The 17,074-nt window shown below is 54.5% G+C and carries 11 protein-coding genes; 10 read left to right on the forward strand and 1 reads right to left on the reverse strand.

The window, feature by feature from the left end; all coding sequences use genetic code 11:
- Positions 1–4: 4 nt before the first annotated feature.
- Together H6G13_RS04570 and H6G13_RS04575 are read left to right on the forward strand one after the other, a co-directional pair.
- On the forward strand, positions 5–2,035 hold the full coding sequence (locus H6G13_RS04570) for a S8 family peptidase (RefSeq protein WP_190481987.1): 2,031 nt from the start codon (positions 5–7) through the stop codon (positions 2,033–2,035).
- Positions 2,036–2,233: 198 nt separating this feature from the next.
- Positions 2,234–2,650, forward strand: a complete 417-nt coding sequence (locus tag H6G13_RS04575) for a hypothetical protein (protein WP_190481988.1) — start codon at positions 2,234–2,236, stop codon at positions 2,648–2,650.
- Positions 2,651–2,665: 15 nt separating this feature from the next.
- On the opposite strand, the gene H6G13_RS04580 is transcribed toward H6G13_RS04575, so the two are convergent.
- On the reverse strand, positions 2,666–5,275 hold the full coding sequence (locus H6G13_RS04580) for a filamentous hemagglutinin N-terminal domain-containing protein (protein WP_190481989.1): 2,610 nt from the start codon (positions 5,273–5,275) through the stop codon (positions 2,666–2,668).
- 204 nt (positions 5,276–5,479) lie between these two features.
- On the opposite strand from H6G13_RS04580, the gene H6G13_RS04585 reads away from it, so the two are divergent.
- The 8 genes from H6G13_RS04585 (at position 5,480) to glmU (ending at position 17,036) form a co-directional block, all read left to right on the forward strand.
- Positions 5,480–8,098 (forward strand): CHAT domain-containing protein, encoded by a 2,619-nt coding sequence (locus tag H6G13_RS04585; protein WP_190481990.1) that lies wholly within the window; start codon positions 5,480–5,482, stop codon positions 8,096–8,098.
- Positions 8,099–8,137: 39 nt separating this feature from the next.
- A complete protein-coding gene (locus tag H6G13_RS04590; protein ID WP_190481991.1) occupies positions 8,138–9,313 on the forward strand; it encodes an alpha/beta hydrolase in 1,176 nt (391 codons plus the stop codon).
- Between the two features lie 600 nt (positions 9,314–9,913).
- Positions 9,914–10,585, forward strand: coding sequence for a PEP-CTERM sorting domain-containing protein (locus H6G13_RS28290; protein ID WP_199305736.1), 672 nt, complete (start codon positions 9,914–9,916; stop codon positions 10,583–10,585).
- A gap of 675 nt (positions 10,586–11,260) precedes the next feature.
- On the forward strand, positions 11,261–11,617 hold the full coding sequence (locus H6G13_RS04600; protein WP_190481992.1) for a hypothetical protein: 357 nt from the start codon (positions 11,261–11,263) through the stop codon (positions 11,615–11,617).
- Between the two features lie 473 nt (positions 11,618–12,090).
- Complete coding sequence (locus H6G13_RS04605; protein ID WP_190481993.1) at positions 12,091–12,324, forward strand: hypothetical protein; 234 nt, start codon at positions 12,091–12,093, stop codon at positions 12,322–12,324.
- 563 nt (positions 12,325–12,887) lie between these two features.
- A complete protein-coding gene (locus H6G13_RS04610) occupies positions 12,888–14,327 on the forward strand; it encodes an ATPase domain-containing protein (RefSeq protein WP_190481994.1) in 1,440 nt (479 codons plus the stop codon).
- A 3-nt stretch (positions 14,328–14,330) separates the two neighbouring features.
- The gene (locus H6G13_RS04615) at positions 14,331–15,419 is read left to right on the forward strand and encodes an ATP-binding protein (RefSeq protein WP_190481995.1); all 1,089 of its coding nucleotides are present in this window, start codon (positions 14,331–14,333) and stop codon (positions 15,417–15,419) included.
- Positions 15,420–15,665: 246 nt separating this feature from the next.
- Positions 15,666–17,036: a bifunctional UDP-N-acetylglucosamine diphosphorylase/glucosamine-1-phosphate N-acetyltransferase GlmU gene (gene glmU / locus H6G13_RS04620; RefSeq protein ID WP_190481996.1), complete on the forward strand. Its 1,371-nt coding sequence runs from the start codon at positions 15,666–15,668 to the stop codon at positions 17,034–17,036.
- The last annotated feature ends 38 nt before the right edge of the window (positions 17,037–17,074 follow it).

Raw genomic sequence — 17,074 nt, forward strand, 5'->3', positions numbered from 1 at the left:
AGTTATGTCCCCTAACTTAGTTCCCACCTCTTTTTCCGACGCTTCTCAGTTCGAAAAACCAGAATTACTCAATTCCCTTACCTTCAGCGATACTGGCGCTGCTGATCCGCTGGGTTTTCAGCCTTCCCAAAATCTGGCCTTGAGTACGGAGTGGTCGATGGAGAATGCGATCGCACTTGAAAGCCAAGCTACCGCCCTTGCCGCCACCGCTCAAATCCTTGAAAGCGATCCTGCAGCATTTGCCGTCAGTTCCCTGCCCTCCAGCACCCAACGTATCGCTGGAAAGGTCGCAACCATAGCGAACCCGGCACCCGATGTACTCACTGGCGTAGCCCAAGCTCAAGCCCTAGTGCTAGACCTCAAACCCAGCGTGTCTGACGTGTCCGATGCTTTCTTTGATCAGCTCGATGAGTGCGATGACTTTAACCCCACCCGGTTTGGCGCTTATAAAGATGACTATCTGCTGACCATGCCCGACAGCGGGTACCTGCAGCTTAACCTCGACTCCTGGGATTTTGACACTTACCTGCAGATCATCGACGCGGCCACCGGCACAGTTTTGATGGAAAACGACGACTTTGGCGGCACCAGCGACTCTCAAATCAGCTTTAACGTTCAGGCAGGCAGCCAATTCATTGTGCGAGCCACTAGCTACGATGCCTTTGAAATCGGGGAGTACGACCTCACTGCCTACCTATTTACCGACAGCCCCGATCCCGGCCCCGATCCTGACCCCGGCCCCGATCCCAATCCGCCCACCTTCGACTCTACCTACGGCTACGGCTTGGTCAACGCAGCTGCTGCCGTTGCCAAAGCCCTAGGCCTAGATAACTTTGAAGACATAGCCGACTTGGGCGGGCTGCAGTGGGGCAACGATTTGGTCAAAGCTCCTGAAGCTTGGGCTAAGGGCTACACAGGTCAAGGCATCACCGTTGCCGTGATTGACTCTGGTGTTGATATCTTTCATGAGGATCTGCGCGACAATATCTGGACCAACGCAGGCGAAATTGCCAACGACGGAATCGACAACGACGGTAACGGCTACACCGATGACTACTACGGCTGGAACTTTGGCGCAGGTCAAAACAACAACAACGTCACCCCCGGTACCAATAACATCGGCCAAGACCACGGCACCCACGTAGCAGGCACCATTGCCGCCGCCAACAACGGAATCGGCATGACGGGTGTTGCCTACGACGCCAAAATCATGGCCATCCGCATGGGCGACGTGGAAAACGGCTCTTTTACTAATGCAGGCAGTTTGGCCCAAGCCATTCGCTACGCTGTTGACGGGGGAGCCCAGGTGATTAACATGAGCCTGAGCTGGTCCGACTCGCCCGAACTGGCCGACGCCCTGGCCTATGCCGCTTCTAAGAACGTCATTACCGTGAGCGCAGCAGGCAACAGCAGCGAACTGTCTCCCGGCAACCCAGCCCGCTACGCTACTCAATACGGCATTTCCGTTGGAGCCATTGACAGCATCCGCAACATTGCCTCTTTCTCCAATTTGGCTGGCTCCGATAGTACTCTGCAGCATGTCGTTGCTCCTGGAGTCGAGATCTACTCAACCATCACCGGCAACCAGTATGGCTTTAAGCAAGGAACCTCTATGGCCGCTCCCCACGTTGCCGGCGTAATCGCCCTAATGCTCAGTGCCAACCGCAACCTTACCCATGCCCAAGTCCGAGAAATCCTCACCGGCACAGCAATTGACCTGAGCGCACAAACTCCCTGGGGCTTACCCCAGACCGATTACGCCCCTGCCCAAGCCATGCCCACAGAACCAATCACTACTTACTCACTGGTCCCGAACTCCCCCCTGTTCTCAAACTCCTCTGAGGCAGCAGCTGTCCCCGGCAGCGGCCAAGCTGTATTCCAGCCCTACCAGCTGAATCTAATGGCTCTAGAACAGTTCTCCTATATCACAGACCTGAGCGAGCCAGTATCCAACTCTGGTTTTTCCTTGGAGGACGACTTGCTGCCAGCTTTCCAGCAACCAGCCTGGGCCGCTAAGGAGTTTGCCCTAGCGTAAGAGGCCGCAGGGAGTAGGGAGCAAGAGATCTGGGGGAATAAGAAGGATTGATACTCCGTCTCCCCCACCTTCCCCATCTCTCCACCTCTTTCCCTTGCTCCCTTGCCTCCCATCCCTCCTGCTTCCCCGTTCCCCATACCCCACCCACCCCCTCGTAAAGCTATGTTCCTACTCAGTAGTCTCATTACCCTTGCCACTATGGCCTTTTCACCGTTGCATGAAAGCACTGCTCCAGTTACCCAGGGCATTCAAGGTCAGGTTTTGCGCCTGAGCGGCAACCAGATGCCCTCTGTTGGGTCTGCTTCATTGGGTCAGGCTGAACCTGTTCAAACTGTTGTCTGGATTTTCGCAGGCCAGATTCCGGCGACTGGCAGCCCCTATTGGCCTGTTAGTGAGGCCCAGGATCATCCTGCCCTTGTGGTTCGCGTGAGCGGCGATGAGGCTGGTCGCTATGCTGCTGAGCTGGCAGCGGGAGAATATACCGTCTTTGCAGAATCGGGCGAAAATCTCTATCTCAATCGATTTTCGGGCAGCGGTAACTTTGCCTCGGTGGTGGTGGAGCCAGGGCAGGCCGTTGAGCTGGATTTGCAAAACACTGAGGCCGCTTCTTTTTAAGTTAGAGAATGGCGGTTACTGGTTTTCTAGGCAGGTTCGGGCCAGTACGAGCCGACCATTGGCCAGAGAAGTCACCGCGTTGGGTTCTACGATGGGGTCGCCGGGCTGCCAGGGAGCGGAGCTGGTGGGGGTTGGAATAGCTTGAACTGAGCCGGTGGCAAAGGGCGCGGGCGCGGCTTCACCAGGGTGGGCCGGCAGGCTGTCGCTGCCGGTGATGACTAGAGAGGCGGTGCCTGCTACGGTCGGCGCGATGCAGCTGCCAGCAATGAGCTGATCGGGATTAACCACGGTATCGGGCAGTTCGCTTAGGCTGTTTTGAATGAAGCTGACGTCGGGCAGCGCGATCGCACCACTTGCGATCGCACCACTCGCATTCACATCTACTCGATCATTGCCGTCTAGCTCAATTGGGTTGGTGCCGCGCGGGGCGGGCTGGAAATTCTCGCCAAAAAAAGCGGGCGTATTGAGCACGATGTTGCCGCCGCTGCCGCCCACAGAAAAGGCCAGGATGTCGCTGTCGCCCAGCGCAATCACAGAGCGGGCCGTCATGAAGATGTTGCCGCCCCCACCCTCGCCGCTCAAGACCACAGTGGAAATGTCGCCGCTGTTTGAGAGGCGCACCCGGTCGGCATTAATGACGATATCGCCCCCGGTAGACTGCAGAGCTAGCGTCGTGATGTTGCTGGCATCGACTAGCAACAGATCTCGCAGGTTGAGTTCTAGGGTGCCGCCCTGGCCAGTGCCGCCGGTTGCCGCGTTGATGATGCCGCCCTGGGTGACAAAGAGCGATCTGCCCGTAACCAGAATATCGCCGCCCTGGCCTTGGGAGCCTTCGTCTGCCGAGCTAGAAATCCCGCTGAAGTCTTCATTGCGGCCGACGCCATCGATGATCACATCCTCGCCTGCTCTCAGGACAATATCTCCGGCGTCACCCTGGGCAGCCGTCGCTGTTACCAGGCGACCTCCCTGAATAAAGCGAGCGGTGCCGCTGATATCGAGATTGATGTCGCCCGCATCGCCTGTGCCGTTGGTCAAGGTCGTAATCACGGCATCGTTGCTAATCTGCAGCGAGCCTGCCCGGATATTCACATCGCCCGCATTGCCCGTGCTGTTGGTCAAGGTGGTGATAATCGCGTCGTTAGTGACCTGGACTGAACCAGCCTGAATTTCGACATCGCCCGCATTGCCTGAATTGTTGGTGATGGACTGAATCAAGGTGCCTTCGCCGCTGAGGCTGAACTGGTCGCTAGCCAGTATCCGGATATTGCCCGCATTAATCGCGGGTGAAAACGACGAAGCTATTAGCTGCGATCCGTCCGTCATGACCACCTTAGGAGCCTGAAGCGTCACGTTGCCAATCTGAGCAGTACTCTCCAGTTCGGGATCGATAATAAGGATGGTAGACGTGATTTGGCTGATCTCTCCGCTGGGGCCAGTGCCAGCGAGGCGAATCGTATCTTCGGCTTGAATGGTGATGTTGCCGGAGCTGCCCTGGCCCAAGGTAAAGGCCGCGATGGTGCTGCCCCCTAGCAGTTCGAGGGTTTGGGCTGCGATCGCAATATTGCCCGTACTGCCCAAGCCAAGATACACATTGTTCGACAGATCACTGCTTTCCGATAGCCGCAGTCGCCCGGTAGCGTTGATTTCAATATCGCCTGCCCGGCTGCTTTCATCGCCTGCCAGCGGCCCTAGCCCTGCCGCGATTTCGCTGTTTCCAGCGATGTCAATGCTGCGGCCATAAAGGGCTATCTCTCCCCGATCTGGGCCAATGACGCTAAGCTGCGCCCCGTTGAGCAGGGCAATGTCGCCGCGCTCGACAGCTGCCGGGAAGCTGAGCTGTAGATTGCCCCCAGATTGAGCCAGCCCTACAGAGCCTGTGCCTGCGATCGCACCTAGCTCAATGCGACCCCCAAAGGCGTTCAAGCCTCCGTTATCAATCAAAACCTGATCTCCCAGCAAAATCAGGCTCTGACCGTCAACTACCCGCAGCCCCTGAGCTGGGCTCAAGAAGTAGTTTGTGCCCGCATCGGCGCGAGAGGTGCTGACAATCGAGCCTGGGATTGCTTGAGTAAAGAGAAAAGCAGAGGGGTTGACCGTCAGTAGCGGCGACGGTGCCTCCTGGTTGAGGGCGCTAAACTGACCTGCTTCGCCAAACTGTAGGGTGTCGGCAGTGGTGGCGACAAAGGCTCCACCTACACTCAGCGCCGCCTCCTCGCCAAACACAACGCCATAGGGGTTAATCAAAAATAGGTTGGTGTCTGGCACCTCGAACCCGCCCCCTGTGTCCTGGACAATGCTGACCAAGCCATTAATTGAGGACGCTGCAGCGCCTGTAATGCGGGCAAAGATGTTGGCCAGATCACCAGGGGGCAAGAAGAAGTAAACCCCGTCTCCAGCCCCCACATTGAACGTTTCGAAGCTGTGAAACAGATTTTGGTCGCGGACTACACCGCCCTCAATCAGATAAGTCGAGGGAAAGGCGTCTACGGTCGTGCCCAGAGATCCGTCTGGGATCACCTCCGTCACCTGGGCCGATGCTGGTAAGACTGCGATCGCACTCCCGATCAGGCCACTTCCAATCGCAGCCAAAATAAACCGTGGACGAGATATAGTTTGCCAAATCATTACTTTTTCCCTTACGTCCCTTTGCTATGCTGAGGTGCATCTTTCAAAGCCCCTTCAATGCCCCCTAAAAGCCCCCTCAAGGGCCAGCCCTAAAGATTGTTTACAGTCGCCTCAGCCAACTCCCCTGTAGACTTGCCTACCATAACAACAGGGCCGCCTCACCCTGATCAAAACGTCATTCTCCTTTAAATACCCCATCTCCTCATGTTTCAGCGTTGGCCTCGCCGCACCGCCGCCCTTCTGTTTTTAAGCAGTCTCATTCTCACGCTCTGGCTGGGGCTGGCCCCACTGCCAGGGTTTTCTCAAGTGAGCAGGAGCACCGCTGTTCCGGGCCAGCTGGTGCAGTCGGGCGTGGCGGCCTACCAGAGCGGCGACTATGCAATGGCGATTCGGCACTGGCAGGCGGCGCTAGCGGCTTTTCCGGTCGGCATTGCTCTGGCAGAACAGGCCACTGTGCAGGAGAACCTGGCCCGCGCCTATCAGCAGATCGGGCAAACCCCAGAAGCCCTGAACTACTGGGAAAAGGCCACGGCGGCCCACAGACAGCTAGGCAACTTGGCACAGGTTAGCCACACGCTGACCGAACAGGCCCAAGTCTATACCAGCCTGGGGCAGCACCGCCGAGCCATTGCCCTACTCTGCCTGCCCCAGGGCGAAGCCGGAAGCGCAATGGACTGCGCGGCCAATACAGCGCTGTCGCTAGCCCAAGCCGCTGCCGATCCGGTAGGACAGGCTGCCGCTTTGGGCAGCCTGGGAGAAGCCTATCGCCTCAGGGGTGACTATGAGCAGGCGCTCAAGGTACTTCAGACCGGGCTGGCCCTGGTGCAGGCTCACGGGCTAGACCAGTATCAGGCCTCTATGCTGAGTGGGTTGGGCAATACCTACATCCGGCTGGCTCAGGCCAGCTATCGGCGGGCAGCTTCGTCTGAAAGCTTGGGCATTATTGAATTTGCTCAAACTTTGCAGGCCCAGGCCCAGGCACAAGAGGCCCAGGCGCTGACCTATCTGCAGCAGGGGCTGGAGGTAGCCCGCCAGCGGCAGGATGCTGGGGCTGAGGTGCGATCGCATCTCAGTCTGCTGCCCCTCTACCAGCGTCAGCAGCGCTCTGCCGAGGCTGACACTAGCCGTCAGCGGCTGGGTCAACTGATCGGCCAACTGCCTCCTAGCCGCGAAACGGCCTATGCTGCCATTACGTTGGCTAAGTCCTACCAGCCCAGTCGCGCCACGCTGAATTGCGTTCCAGGAGTTCACCAAGCCGAGGCCCAGCGTTGGCTAGAGCAGGCCCAGGCCATTGCTATCCGCATTGATGATGACCGAGCAGCGTCCTTTGCTCTGGGTGAACTGGGCCACCTGAGCCAGTGCCGGGGCGATTTGCCGACTGCTCTTAGCTTTACTCAGCAGGCACTCTGGGCCGCCGATCAGGCTTTGGTTTCGACCGACAGCACCTACCTGTGGCAGTGGCAGCTAGGGCGAATTTATCGGGCGCAGGGGCAGCAGGCGCAGGCCCTAGCGGCTTACCAAGAGGCTATAGCCACCCTAGAGGTGATTCGCAACGACATTTTGATTGCTGACCAGGAGCTGCAGTTTGACTTTCGAGACACGGTCGCACCGATTTACCGGGAGCTGATTGCTCTCCAGCTAGAGCCAGAAGGTGCGATCGCACTTCCCAAGCAGGCAACCTCAGTCAACCTGGAGGCCGCCCTGACTACCGCCGACTCGCTCAAGCTGGCTGAACTGCAGAGCTACTTTGGCAGCGACTGCGTGATTGCCCCCATCAGCCAAACGCGGGTAGACCAGGTCAGCGCCAGCTCGGCCACTACTGTCATCAGCTCCATCATTTTGCCGGAGCGCACTGCGCTTATTGCCCGCTTCCCCGATGGGTCGCAGCAGCTAGCTTGGGTAGACGACAGTTCGCTGCTGCAAAAGACTGTCGTTGACTTTCGCATTCGGCTGCAGCGCTACCGCGACCCCGCCTTTGACAGCAGCAGCAGCCAACAGCTCTACGCCTGGCTGATCCAGCCCTTTGAATCTGCCCTGCAGGCCAGCGGTACCACGACTCTAGTGTTTGTGCAGGATGGCGTGTTGCGCAGTGTGCCGATGGCGGCTCTGTACGACGGCCAGCATTACCTGATCGAGCGCTATGCCGTGGCCACTACGCCCTCTCTAACGCTGACCGATTTTCGGCCCCTGCGGGAAGAAAATTTGCAGGCCCTGGCCCTAGGTCTGAGTCAAAGTATCACGACCGCCGATGGTCAGTCTTTCATTCCCCTGCGCAATGTGCCCACCGAGATTAATACGGTGCTCACTCAGTTTCCGGGAAGTCAGGCGCTGCTCAATGGTGAGTTTAGCCGCGAGCGATTGGGGCAAACCTTGGCTCAGCGGCCCTTTCCGCTGCTGCATGTAGCCACTCACGGCCAGTTTGGGGGCGATCCTAAAGACACGTTCATCGTCACTGGCAAGGGCGAAAAGCTCACCTTTGGCGAACTGGAGCGCCTAATTCGCGGCAGCTCGCCCAATGCTGAGCCGCTTGAGCTGATCTCTCTGACGGCCTGCGAAACGGCCGTGGGCGATGATCGCTCGACCTTGGGGCTGGCAGGCGTGGCGATTCGTGCTGGGGCGCGCAGTGCGATCGCATCTCTCTGGACCATCGACGATGCCACCACCGCCCAGCTCGTCAGCGGTTTCTATACTGGGCTGATCAAGCCTGAGCTTAACAAAGCTCAGGCTCTACAGGCAGCCCAAAAAGCAGTCATTGCAGCGGGCGGCGATGGAGCCCACCCCGCTTACTGGGCACCGCTGATCGTAGTGGGCAACTGGCTATAGCGGCGACGGGATCAGCGGTAACTCAACTTGGGGGCATCGATGCGAATAGGGTCTGTAGCCATTTCTTGGCTGGCTTTGCTGCTTAGCGCAGTTGGGCTATTTCTGAGCCTGTGGATTGTGATTCCGGCCCCGGTCTTTGCGCTGCTGCCGCTCTCGGTTGGGGCTCCCGAAATTAGTCCCTGGCTGCTGGGGGCAAATGCGATCGCACTTCTCATTGCAGGCTGGGCGGGCAAAGCTAGGCTTAGCCGCATTGCTCTGGGTTTGAGTGCCCTGGCCCTAGTTCTTAGCAGCCTGCCCAGTCTGCAGCTACCCGCCGTTGTGCAGCAGGCCAATTTGACCTTTCAGCAGCAGCTTGGGGTTGATCCGGCGACCCCCATAGCAGCCTTTCAGCCCCGTCCCTTTCGCTGGCGTACTGCTTTTACAGGCATCCCCCTGCCATCTGTGCGAGAAACGGTCGGCATTCCCTTTGCTGAACCCGATGGTGTGCCGCTGACTCTGGCCGTGTACCAGCCCCTAGAGCGTGCTCCCCACCCGACTCTAATTGCTATCTACGGCGGCGCATGGCAGCGGGGCAGCCCCACCCAAGATGCCGATTTGAATCGCTACCTAGCCGGGCAGGGCTATACAGTCATCGCCATCGACTATCGCCATGCGCCCGAGTATCAGTTTCCGGCTCAGTTGGAAGATGTGCGGGGTGCGATCGCATTCATTCGCGCCCACGCCGCCGAATACGACGTTGATCCGGCTCGCATGGCAGTGTTGGGTCGTTCTGCTGGGGCGCATTTGGCTATGCTGCTGGCCTACAGCGATGAGGCTCCGCCGCTACGAGGTGTCGTTAACTTCTATGGCCCGGTCGATTTGGCGACGGCCTACCGCCAGCCGCCGGTGCCCGACCCAATTGATACCCGCGCTGTCTTAACGGCCTTTTTGGGCAACGGCCCTGACCAACAGCCAGAGCGCTATCAGCAGGCGTCTCCTCTGTATGCAGTGCGGCCTCAGCTGCCGCCTACTCTGATGTTCTACGGCGGGCGCGACCATGTTGTACAGGCCCAATATGGTAGGGCGCTAGCCCAACAGCTTCTAGCGGCGGGCAACTCAGCCCTCTATATCAAAATTCCCTGGGCCGATCATGCTTTTGATGCGGTCTTCAATGGCCCCAGCAGTCAGCTAGCGATCTACTACACTGAGCGATTTTTAGCCCAGGTGCTTAAGTAGGGTGGGCGCTGCCAGCCCTACCATTGCTGTCTTCTACTCAGGCCACAGTTCCCGCAAATTTAGGGTGAATCCTGACAGGATGGGGCTGCCGCTAAGGAAGTCAGGGGCTAATAGGGTGGTCACTGAACCGTCGGGTTCATAAATATAAACGGTCCTCTACTACAGAGACATGGATTGCAAGTACAAATCTCTAGGTGCAAAATCTGAGTTTGCTTACTTTTCTTCTCTTAATTCGTTTATCTCGATATGAGTCTAAGTAATGAAAAGGCTGGAAATTTCCGCTGGGTAAGGCTTTTAAGGGCCTCTCAAGTGTTAAGAAATATGCGTACAATGCATAGATTTTCATATAATTTGCCATCCCCAGAGGAGGAAGCAAGAGATGAAGCAATCGCTCAATTACATACTACGTAGACTCTCTAACTATTATTCTGTAAAGAAAGAAGCGATAATGCATAGCCTAATTACGTACATAATTATTTAGATCAAAATTAAAGAATTGATGAACACAGATAAAAAATTGATGAACATAGGTTTGTCTATAATTCTCTAGATGCAAATAAATTAATTTAAAATTACTAAATTTAGTACAGCCTGTAATTTATGACTTCACGAAAGTTCTCGCTAGAACTCCCTGTCCTACTAGCTGGAGTTCTCACTTTTGTAAGCAGTCTCTTCCTCCAGAGTAAAGCTGAAGCGTTTAGCTTCGTTACTGAAATTCCTAATTCAATTACAGGACAAAGCATTAGCTCAATTTTAGCTACAGATGGCCGGTTCGAGAATGTTGGCACAGCCAGTCTTAATCCGTCTCCAACTCTTTCAGTTGATAAGACGGTAGTGTTCAGTATATCTAACAATAAAACACCTTTACCTATCTCTCAACCAGGAGTTTTAACCTTTTTCGATCAATCAGATAAGTTTGTTGGGAACGAGCTACAGATTACATCTTTTACGGATAAGGTATTTTTTGGGCTTATAGATCCTGATGAGAACAATCGCTATGACATTTTTCTTAACGGCACTTTACTATTTAAGGATAAACAGTTTCTTGCAGGAACCGAAAGCGGAATCGTTGTATTGCAAATAGATCCTAGTGAGACTGTAAGAGTTATAACCTCAGTCCCATCAAATGGTTATTTAGGAGACGATGGACTAGGCGCTGTTGCCTTAGCCCGCACTCAGCCTGTTCCTGAGCCTACCTCTACATTAAGTTTTCTAGCCTTTGGCGCTCTAGGTGCAGGTTCAACCCTCAAACGCAAAAGGGTAGTGCGTTAATCTGCTGTGAGATTGATAGAGTAGAAAGGCTCATTAACGAGAAATCTGGTGCTGCAATGCCCGCTATATGTCATGGTAGAGCCCGTAAACATGGCTTAATGACCATTGGGCATTAACACTATCTTTGTCCTGCTTGCCATCAAATTCAGGATCACCTGCAAATGAGGCCGCCGTCCTCGGGGCCGATAGCGTTTCAGTTGCTCTCGCAGTGCCCCTCGAACTTGGCGAATCATCCCCTGCACTGACCAAGCGTAGTGATTGAGGAAGCGGCTCAGGGCACTAGCTGACTTTAGCTCGTTTGAGAAGTTTTCTTCGATGCACTCGCTTGACAAAGATCCCCCTAATCCCCCTATAGCCCTTACGGGCATGCGCCAAAGGCGTAGGAAAAGGGGGACTTTTTACCCCCTTTTCAAGGGGGCAGGGGGGATCCAGATAAGCTGTGGTACTTCTCAAACATCCTCTAAAGAGCCCCAGGTGTACCGAGAAATTAAACGGTTGCTCAAGGCGTTGAATAAGACCACCCTGTTATTTCCGGTTATCCGATCAATCGTGATTGGAGAATACATGGATGAACTAGAAACTCGTTGCTTGGTGATGGTTACAAATCTCAATGACTTTACAATCCTGTTTAATTCAAGCCACAAGCGATATTCCTAAAAGGTTCGAAATGCTTGGATGAACCTAGAAACCTTTTGTGGCTTAGATGAGAAGGAATATAAACCATTGTTTGTGTTCACATATCTGTTTGAGGGACATCGTGTCGAGTTTATTGTAGTCCCAGAGCTAATAGAGTACTTTGAGGATTTTTTGACGGCCCAGGAGAACTATCTGCAAACACTTGAGGTGTTCGGGGTGTCTGTGAAAGCGTTGAAAAGGTTTGACTTTATAGACAGCCTGAACTTAGAAGATACTTATAAAATATTTTCTTCAGATAATCGAAAGACTCTTAGAGAAGCAGCATATTTAAAGCACATAAAGGCTGAATTGAATTGTCTAATTGAAGGACGTTGGTCTTTGAACTATGAAGAGTAGCAGTTTTGTAAGGTGCGCTATTGCTTCAGCGGGACGCACCGAATTCTGAACTGGTAACAGAGTTCTCAAAGAGGCTAGAAGACTTTCAGCGCCAATACGGTTGACGCAGCCGCGCCCCTATCCTATGCTCAATCATTAAGCTGTCGCACGCGGCAGCGGTATACAGAACTCGAAAACCTTAGGCGCTGTCGGAAAGTGTTTGCGCCACCGACCGACAGCTAAATCCCCAAAACTGACCGTAGCAGCCTCGGAGATCTAGGGTGATGATACCCTGATCATCCTCCACTGCACTATGTAGCGGGATTGGTCAGGGTTTTTGAGTTCTGGTTTCCTCAACCTGACCTCACGCCTGTTGGTACGAGTGAGGCGAAGCTGTTTCAAGAGGGCTTACCCCCCAGAGATTGCTGTGCCAAGGCTCGCGATGACAGACGCAGGAAAGGTTTCTATCCACAAACCAAAGGAACCAGAACCCAATGTTTCAATCACCCGATTCGGGCGCACAGTCGCCCACCGTTTCTGCTGAGCAGGTACCCCACCGCGAACAAGGCCGCATCGTCGTCTACGGCAGCCTGCTCTACTGCGACAGGATCGTCAAAACCCTTCATACCCTCCACTTCGCCGACCCCAACGACTGGAGCGGCCCCATTCCTACAGGTCGCCCTAACGAATGGCTACGGATTCTGACCAAACACCTGCTGATTGAATAGCCTCTGCTCGGGTATCCAGGCTTCTGTCTGGGTACCTTCCCTAGTGGCTCTGCCGCTAATCTTAGGAGGCAGAGCCACTGGGGGCATTCAAATGCAGAGCATTGAAACGAGGAGACGAGGAAAGCACTGGAGCGAGGGAGGGCCTGCTTAGGCTGTAGTCAGTTGGCGACGCAGGCGTTTGTGTTGGGATTTTTTTGTAGCCAATGGCTGGGCCTCGTCGCTAGTAGAAATGCTGTGCCAGCTTGGTGGTCTACTGTGCTACATCGGCGATCTAAAAACTGCAGTTTAAGGATCTGCTGTGCCAGTTTAGTGACTTACTGTGCCACAGTGATGATCTAAGGCTGCAGTTTAACGACCTGCTGTGCCAGTAGTGTGTGTAATAGTGTGAGTCGGCAGTGTGTAGTGGTGCAGTCAAGGGTGTGAAGTAGTGCGTCTTTCCTAAAATTGTGGGTAGCTCTAGCGAGGTATCAGCGTTTTCAGAGGAGCTTTACCTACGGTTTTGGCCCAGACAGCCCTACTTCACTGTTTTGTAGTGTCAGTGGAGTCGAGGTGGCGGCTTGCAGATGTCTATCGATCGTCTATCTACAGGAATTTCGGGACTAAACGAAATTCTTTACGGCGGCTATGTTCCCGGTTGTGCTTACCTAGTTCGGGGGGGACCAGGCACCGGCAAAACAACGTTGGGAATGCACTTTTTAACGTCGGGGGTGGCAAACGGCGAACCTGTTTTGTTTATTACGCTGGCAGAAACTGTCGCCCAACTCCAAAGAACGGCTGAAGGATTGGACTTTGACACTCAAGGCATCACCTTTCTTGACCTTAGCCCGACTTCCGAATTTTTTGCTCAGGTGCAGACCTACGATATTTTCTCACCTGCTGAAGTAGAGCGCGAACCGACGACCCAGCGCATTGTGGAGCAAGTCGAAACCCTAAAGCCACAGCGAATTTTCATTGATTCGATGACGCAGTTTCGCTACCTGGCTACAGATACCTTCCAATTTCGCAAACAGGTACTGTCGTTTCTACGATTTTTGACAGAGCAAGACACGACGGTTCTATTTACTTCAGAACATAGCATCGAAGCCCCTGACGATGATTTGCAGTTCATGAGCGATGGAGTCCTCAGTTTGGATTTCAATGAGGGCGCTCGCACTTTGAGTGTTTCTAAGTTTCGAGGGAGTGATTTTCGAGACGGCTCTCACAGTCTTCGCCTCACTAGTAACGGAATGCAGCTGTTTCCAAGATTGCTGCCCGAAGTGTTTGGAGCAGCGATTACAACGGAAACCATTTCCTCTGGGATTCCAGAAGTTGACGAACTGCTGCATGGTGGCATTGAGCGCAGCACGATCACGATCCTCAGCGGGCCTAGTGGCGTGGGAAAGAGTACCCTAGGGCTTCAGTTTATGAAAGAGGCGGCCGGACGGGGAGAGCGATCGGTGATTTACACCTTTGAGGAAAACAGGGAAACGCTGTTGCATCGGGCTGTAGGCGTCAATGTTCCGGTTCACGCGATGCAGGAGCGCGGCACCCTCTCGATCGTGCAAATCGAACCGCTTCACTACACACCCGACGAATTTGCTAGCCTCGTGCGACAGGAAGTCGAGCACCAGCAGGTGCGAATTGTCATGATCGATAGTGTGTCTGGCTACCGGCTTTCAGTTCGAGGCGAAGACTTAACGCCTCACCTCCATGCCCTTTGCAAGTATCTGCAAAATATGGGAGTTGCTGTCTTGCTAATCAACGAGGTTGAATCGATTACGGGAGAATTTCGGGCAACTGAAATTGGCATTAGCTATTTAGCAGATACCATTATCTTTCTGCGCTACCTGGAAATACAAGGCGAATTGCGGCGAGTGATTGGTGTGCTCAAAAAGCGGATGAGCGATTTTGAGAAAACATTGCGCGAATTTAAAATCAGTCGCTACGGGATTAAGGTTGGCACTCCGCTCAAGCAGCTTCGAGGCATCCTCACGGGTATCCCCGAACTGCTGGAAGGTGAGTAAGCGATGAGCCGAATTTTGATCCTTGTTGAGCAAACGGAAAATCGCCGCCTCCTAGCAGAGTGGCTTGAACGATACTACGAGGTCGTAGTCGGAGAATCTGTGGTGCAGGCAGGGAAAGCCGTTCCACTGCTAAACGAACCGCTTGACCTGTGCATTCTAGATGGTTCGGCCTTACATCATTCATGGGAATGGGTACGGGCCAGAAAACAAGCCGAGCAGCCTGTATTTTTGCCAGTCCTACTGATTACGCTCCGGGCGGATGTCAAACTGTTGACGCGGCATCTCTGGCAAACCGTCGATGAACTCGTTAGCAAACCGATCGAAAAGTTGGAGTTGCAGGCACGGGTGGAAATGTTGTTGCGATCGCGACGGCTCTCCCTTGAGCTTCAAACTGCACTAGAGCAAGAACGCGAACTCAAAGAGCTAAAGTCTCGTTTCGTTTCAATGGTTTCCCATGAATTTCGCAATCCCCTCAATGTCATTTCTGGGTTTGCTCGCCTATTAGAGCAGCACAACTTGCCACCGGAACGCCGAACCGACTTTTCCCAACGGATTCAAACAGCAGTCGAATCCATGACGGCTTTGCTCGACGATGTTCTGGCGGTCGGCAAAGTTGAAATGAGTGGATTGGCTGCTAATGCTCCGCTGCTGGAGATCGAGCCGTTCTGCCGCAAATTGATTGAAGAAATCAAAGTCGGCACGGGAACCAATCACATAGTTCAGGTCGATTGCGAAGACGAGCGCTTGATGGCCAGCGTCAATGAATCGCTACTGCGACAGGTTCTGACGAATCTAGTGTCTAACGCGATCAAATATTCAGCGCCTCAAAGCACCGTCTGGCTTAAATTGAAGTGCCAAGCAGAGGCCGTAATCTTTCAAGTACAGGATGAGGGCATTGGCATTCCCTCAGTTGATCAAACACGGTTGTTTGAATCCTTTTATCGTGCCAGCAATGTCGGTAAGATTCCGGGAACTGGCCTGGGGTTGGCAATTGTAAAACAGGTGGTTGAGCAAGCAGGTGGAACGATCTCAGTAACCAGTGAGGTGGATGTTGGCACAACGTTCACCGTAACTTTGCCGACCAACAAATAAGCAAGATCTTTTAGCACACGACCCTAGCCGCCGATTAAGGCTTCAGTTTTATAGCAGAGGCAGAGTCTCCCCAAGACATTCCAATGCAGGGCGCAGTGAACGAGGAGCCATGTTGCTCCCCTGCCTCCTACCACCTCTTCCCACTCATTCACCCATCCACCCCTAACCCATCCACCCTCCCACCCCCCAACACCCCTAAACCGCGATATACTCCCTTGAGCAACCAGCCTAGGGAAACACAAGTCGATGGTAGCTGTCGCAATTTTGGCCGCCGGTAAAGGCACGCGGATGAAGTCGAGCCTGCCCAAAGTTCTGCATTCGGTGGGCGGCAAAACGATGGTAGAGCGAGTCTTAGAAGGGCTTTCTGGAATCAACCCAGAGCACCAGTTCATTATCTTTGGATTTGGCAAAGACCAGGTGCAAAACGCCCTGTCTCACCGGCCCAATTTGACCTTCGTCGAGCAGGCCGAACAGCTAGGTACCGGGCACGCCGTTCAGCAAGTGATCCCCCATCTGGAGGGCTTTGAGGGCGATCTGCTGGTGCTCAACGGCGATCTGCCCTTGCTGCGCCCCTCCACGATTGAAAACCTGGTGAAAACGCACCAAGAGAAGGGCAATGCCGCCACCCTACTCACCGCCCAGCTACCCGACCCCACCGGCTACGGGCGCGTCTTTTGCAACGACCAAAACATCGTCACCGAAATCGTCGAACACCGCGACTGCACCCCTGCCCAGCGCCAAAACCCCCGCATCAATGCCGGGGCCTACTGCTTTAACTGGCAAGCGCTGATGCAGGTATTGCCCCACCTCAAGGCCGACAACGACCAGAAAGAGTACTACCTGACCGACGTAGTCAAAGACCTCAACCCAGTGATGGCGTTTAACGTCGAAGACTACCAGGAAATTCTGGGTATCAACAACCGCAAGCAGTTGGCCGAAGCCTACGCCATTCTGCAAGATCGCATCAAAGACCAGTGGATGGCCGCTGGCGTTACCCTGATCGATCCCATCAGCACCACCATCGACACCACAGTGCACATCGAGCCCGATGTCATCATCGAGCCTCAGACTCACCTGCGGGGCGACACCACCATTGGCACCGGCAGCCGCATTGGCCCCGGCAGCCTAATCGAAGACAGCCAGATCGGGGCCAACGTGACCGTTGCCTTCTCGGTCATCTCCGACAGCGTGATCCAGGATGGGGCACGGGTAGGCCCCTATGCGCACCTGCGAGGCCATGCTGTAGTTGGAGAGAACTGCCGCATCGGCAACTTCGTTGAACTCAAGAAGGCCACGCTAGGCGATCGCACTAACGTCGCTCACCTGTCTTACCTGGGCGATGCCACGCTAGGAACTCAGGTCAACGTTGGCGCAGGCACCATCACCGCCAACTACGACGGCTATAAAAAGCACCCAACCATAATTGGCGATCGCACCAAAACCGGCTCCAACAGCGTCCTAGTCGCCCCCATCACCATCGGCTCCGACGTCACCGTTGGCGCAGGTTCTGTCATCACTAAAGACGTACCCGACGATTGCCTAGTCGTCGCCCGCGCCCCGCAAAAGAGCGTTCCTGGCTGGCGACCTCGGCATTTGCGAGAAGAGAAGAAGGAGTAGGAGGGTGGATGAGTGGGAGGGTGGTAAGGAGTTATACA

The sequence above is a fragment of the Pseudanabaena sp. FACHB-2040 genome (assembly GCF_014696715.1).
GTDB lineage: Bacteria > Cyanobacteriota > Cyanobacteriia > Phormidesmidales > Phormidesmidaceae > JACVSF01.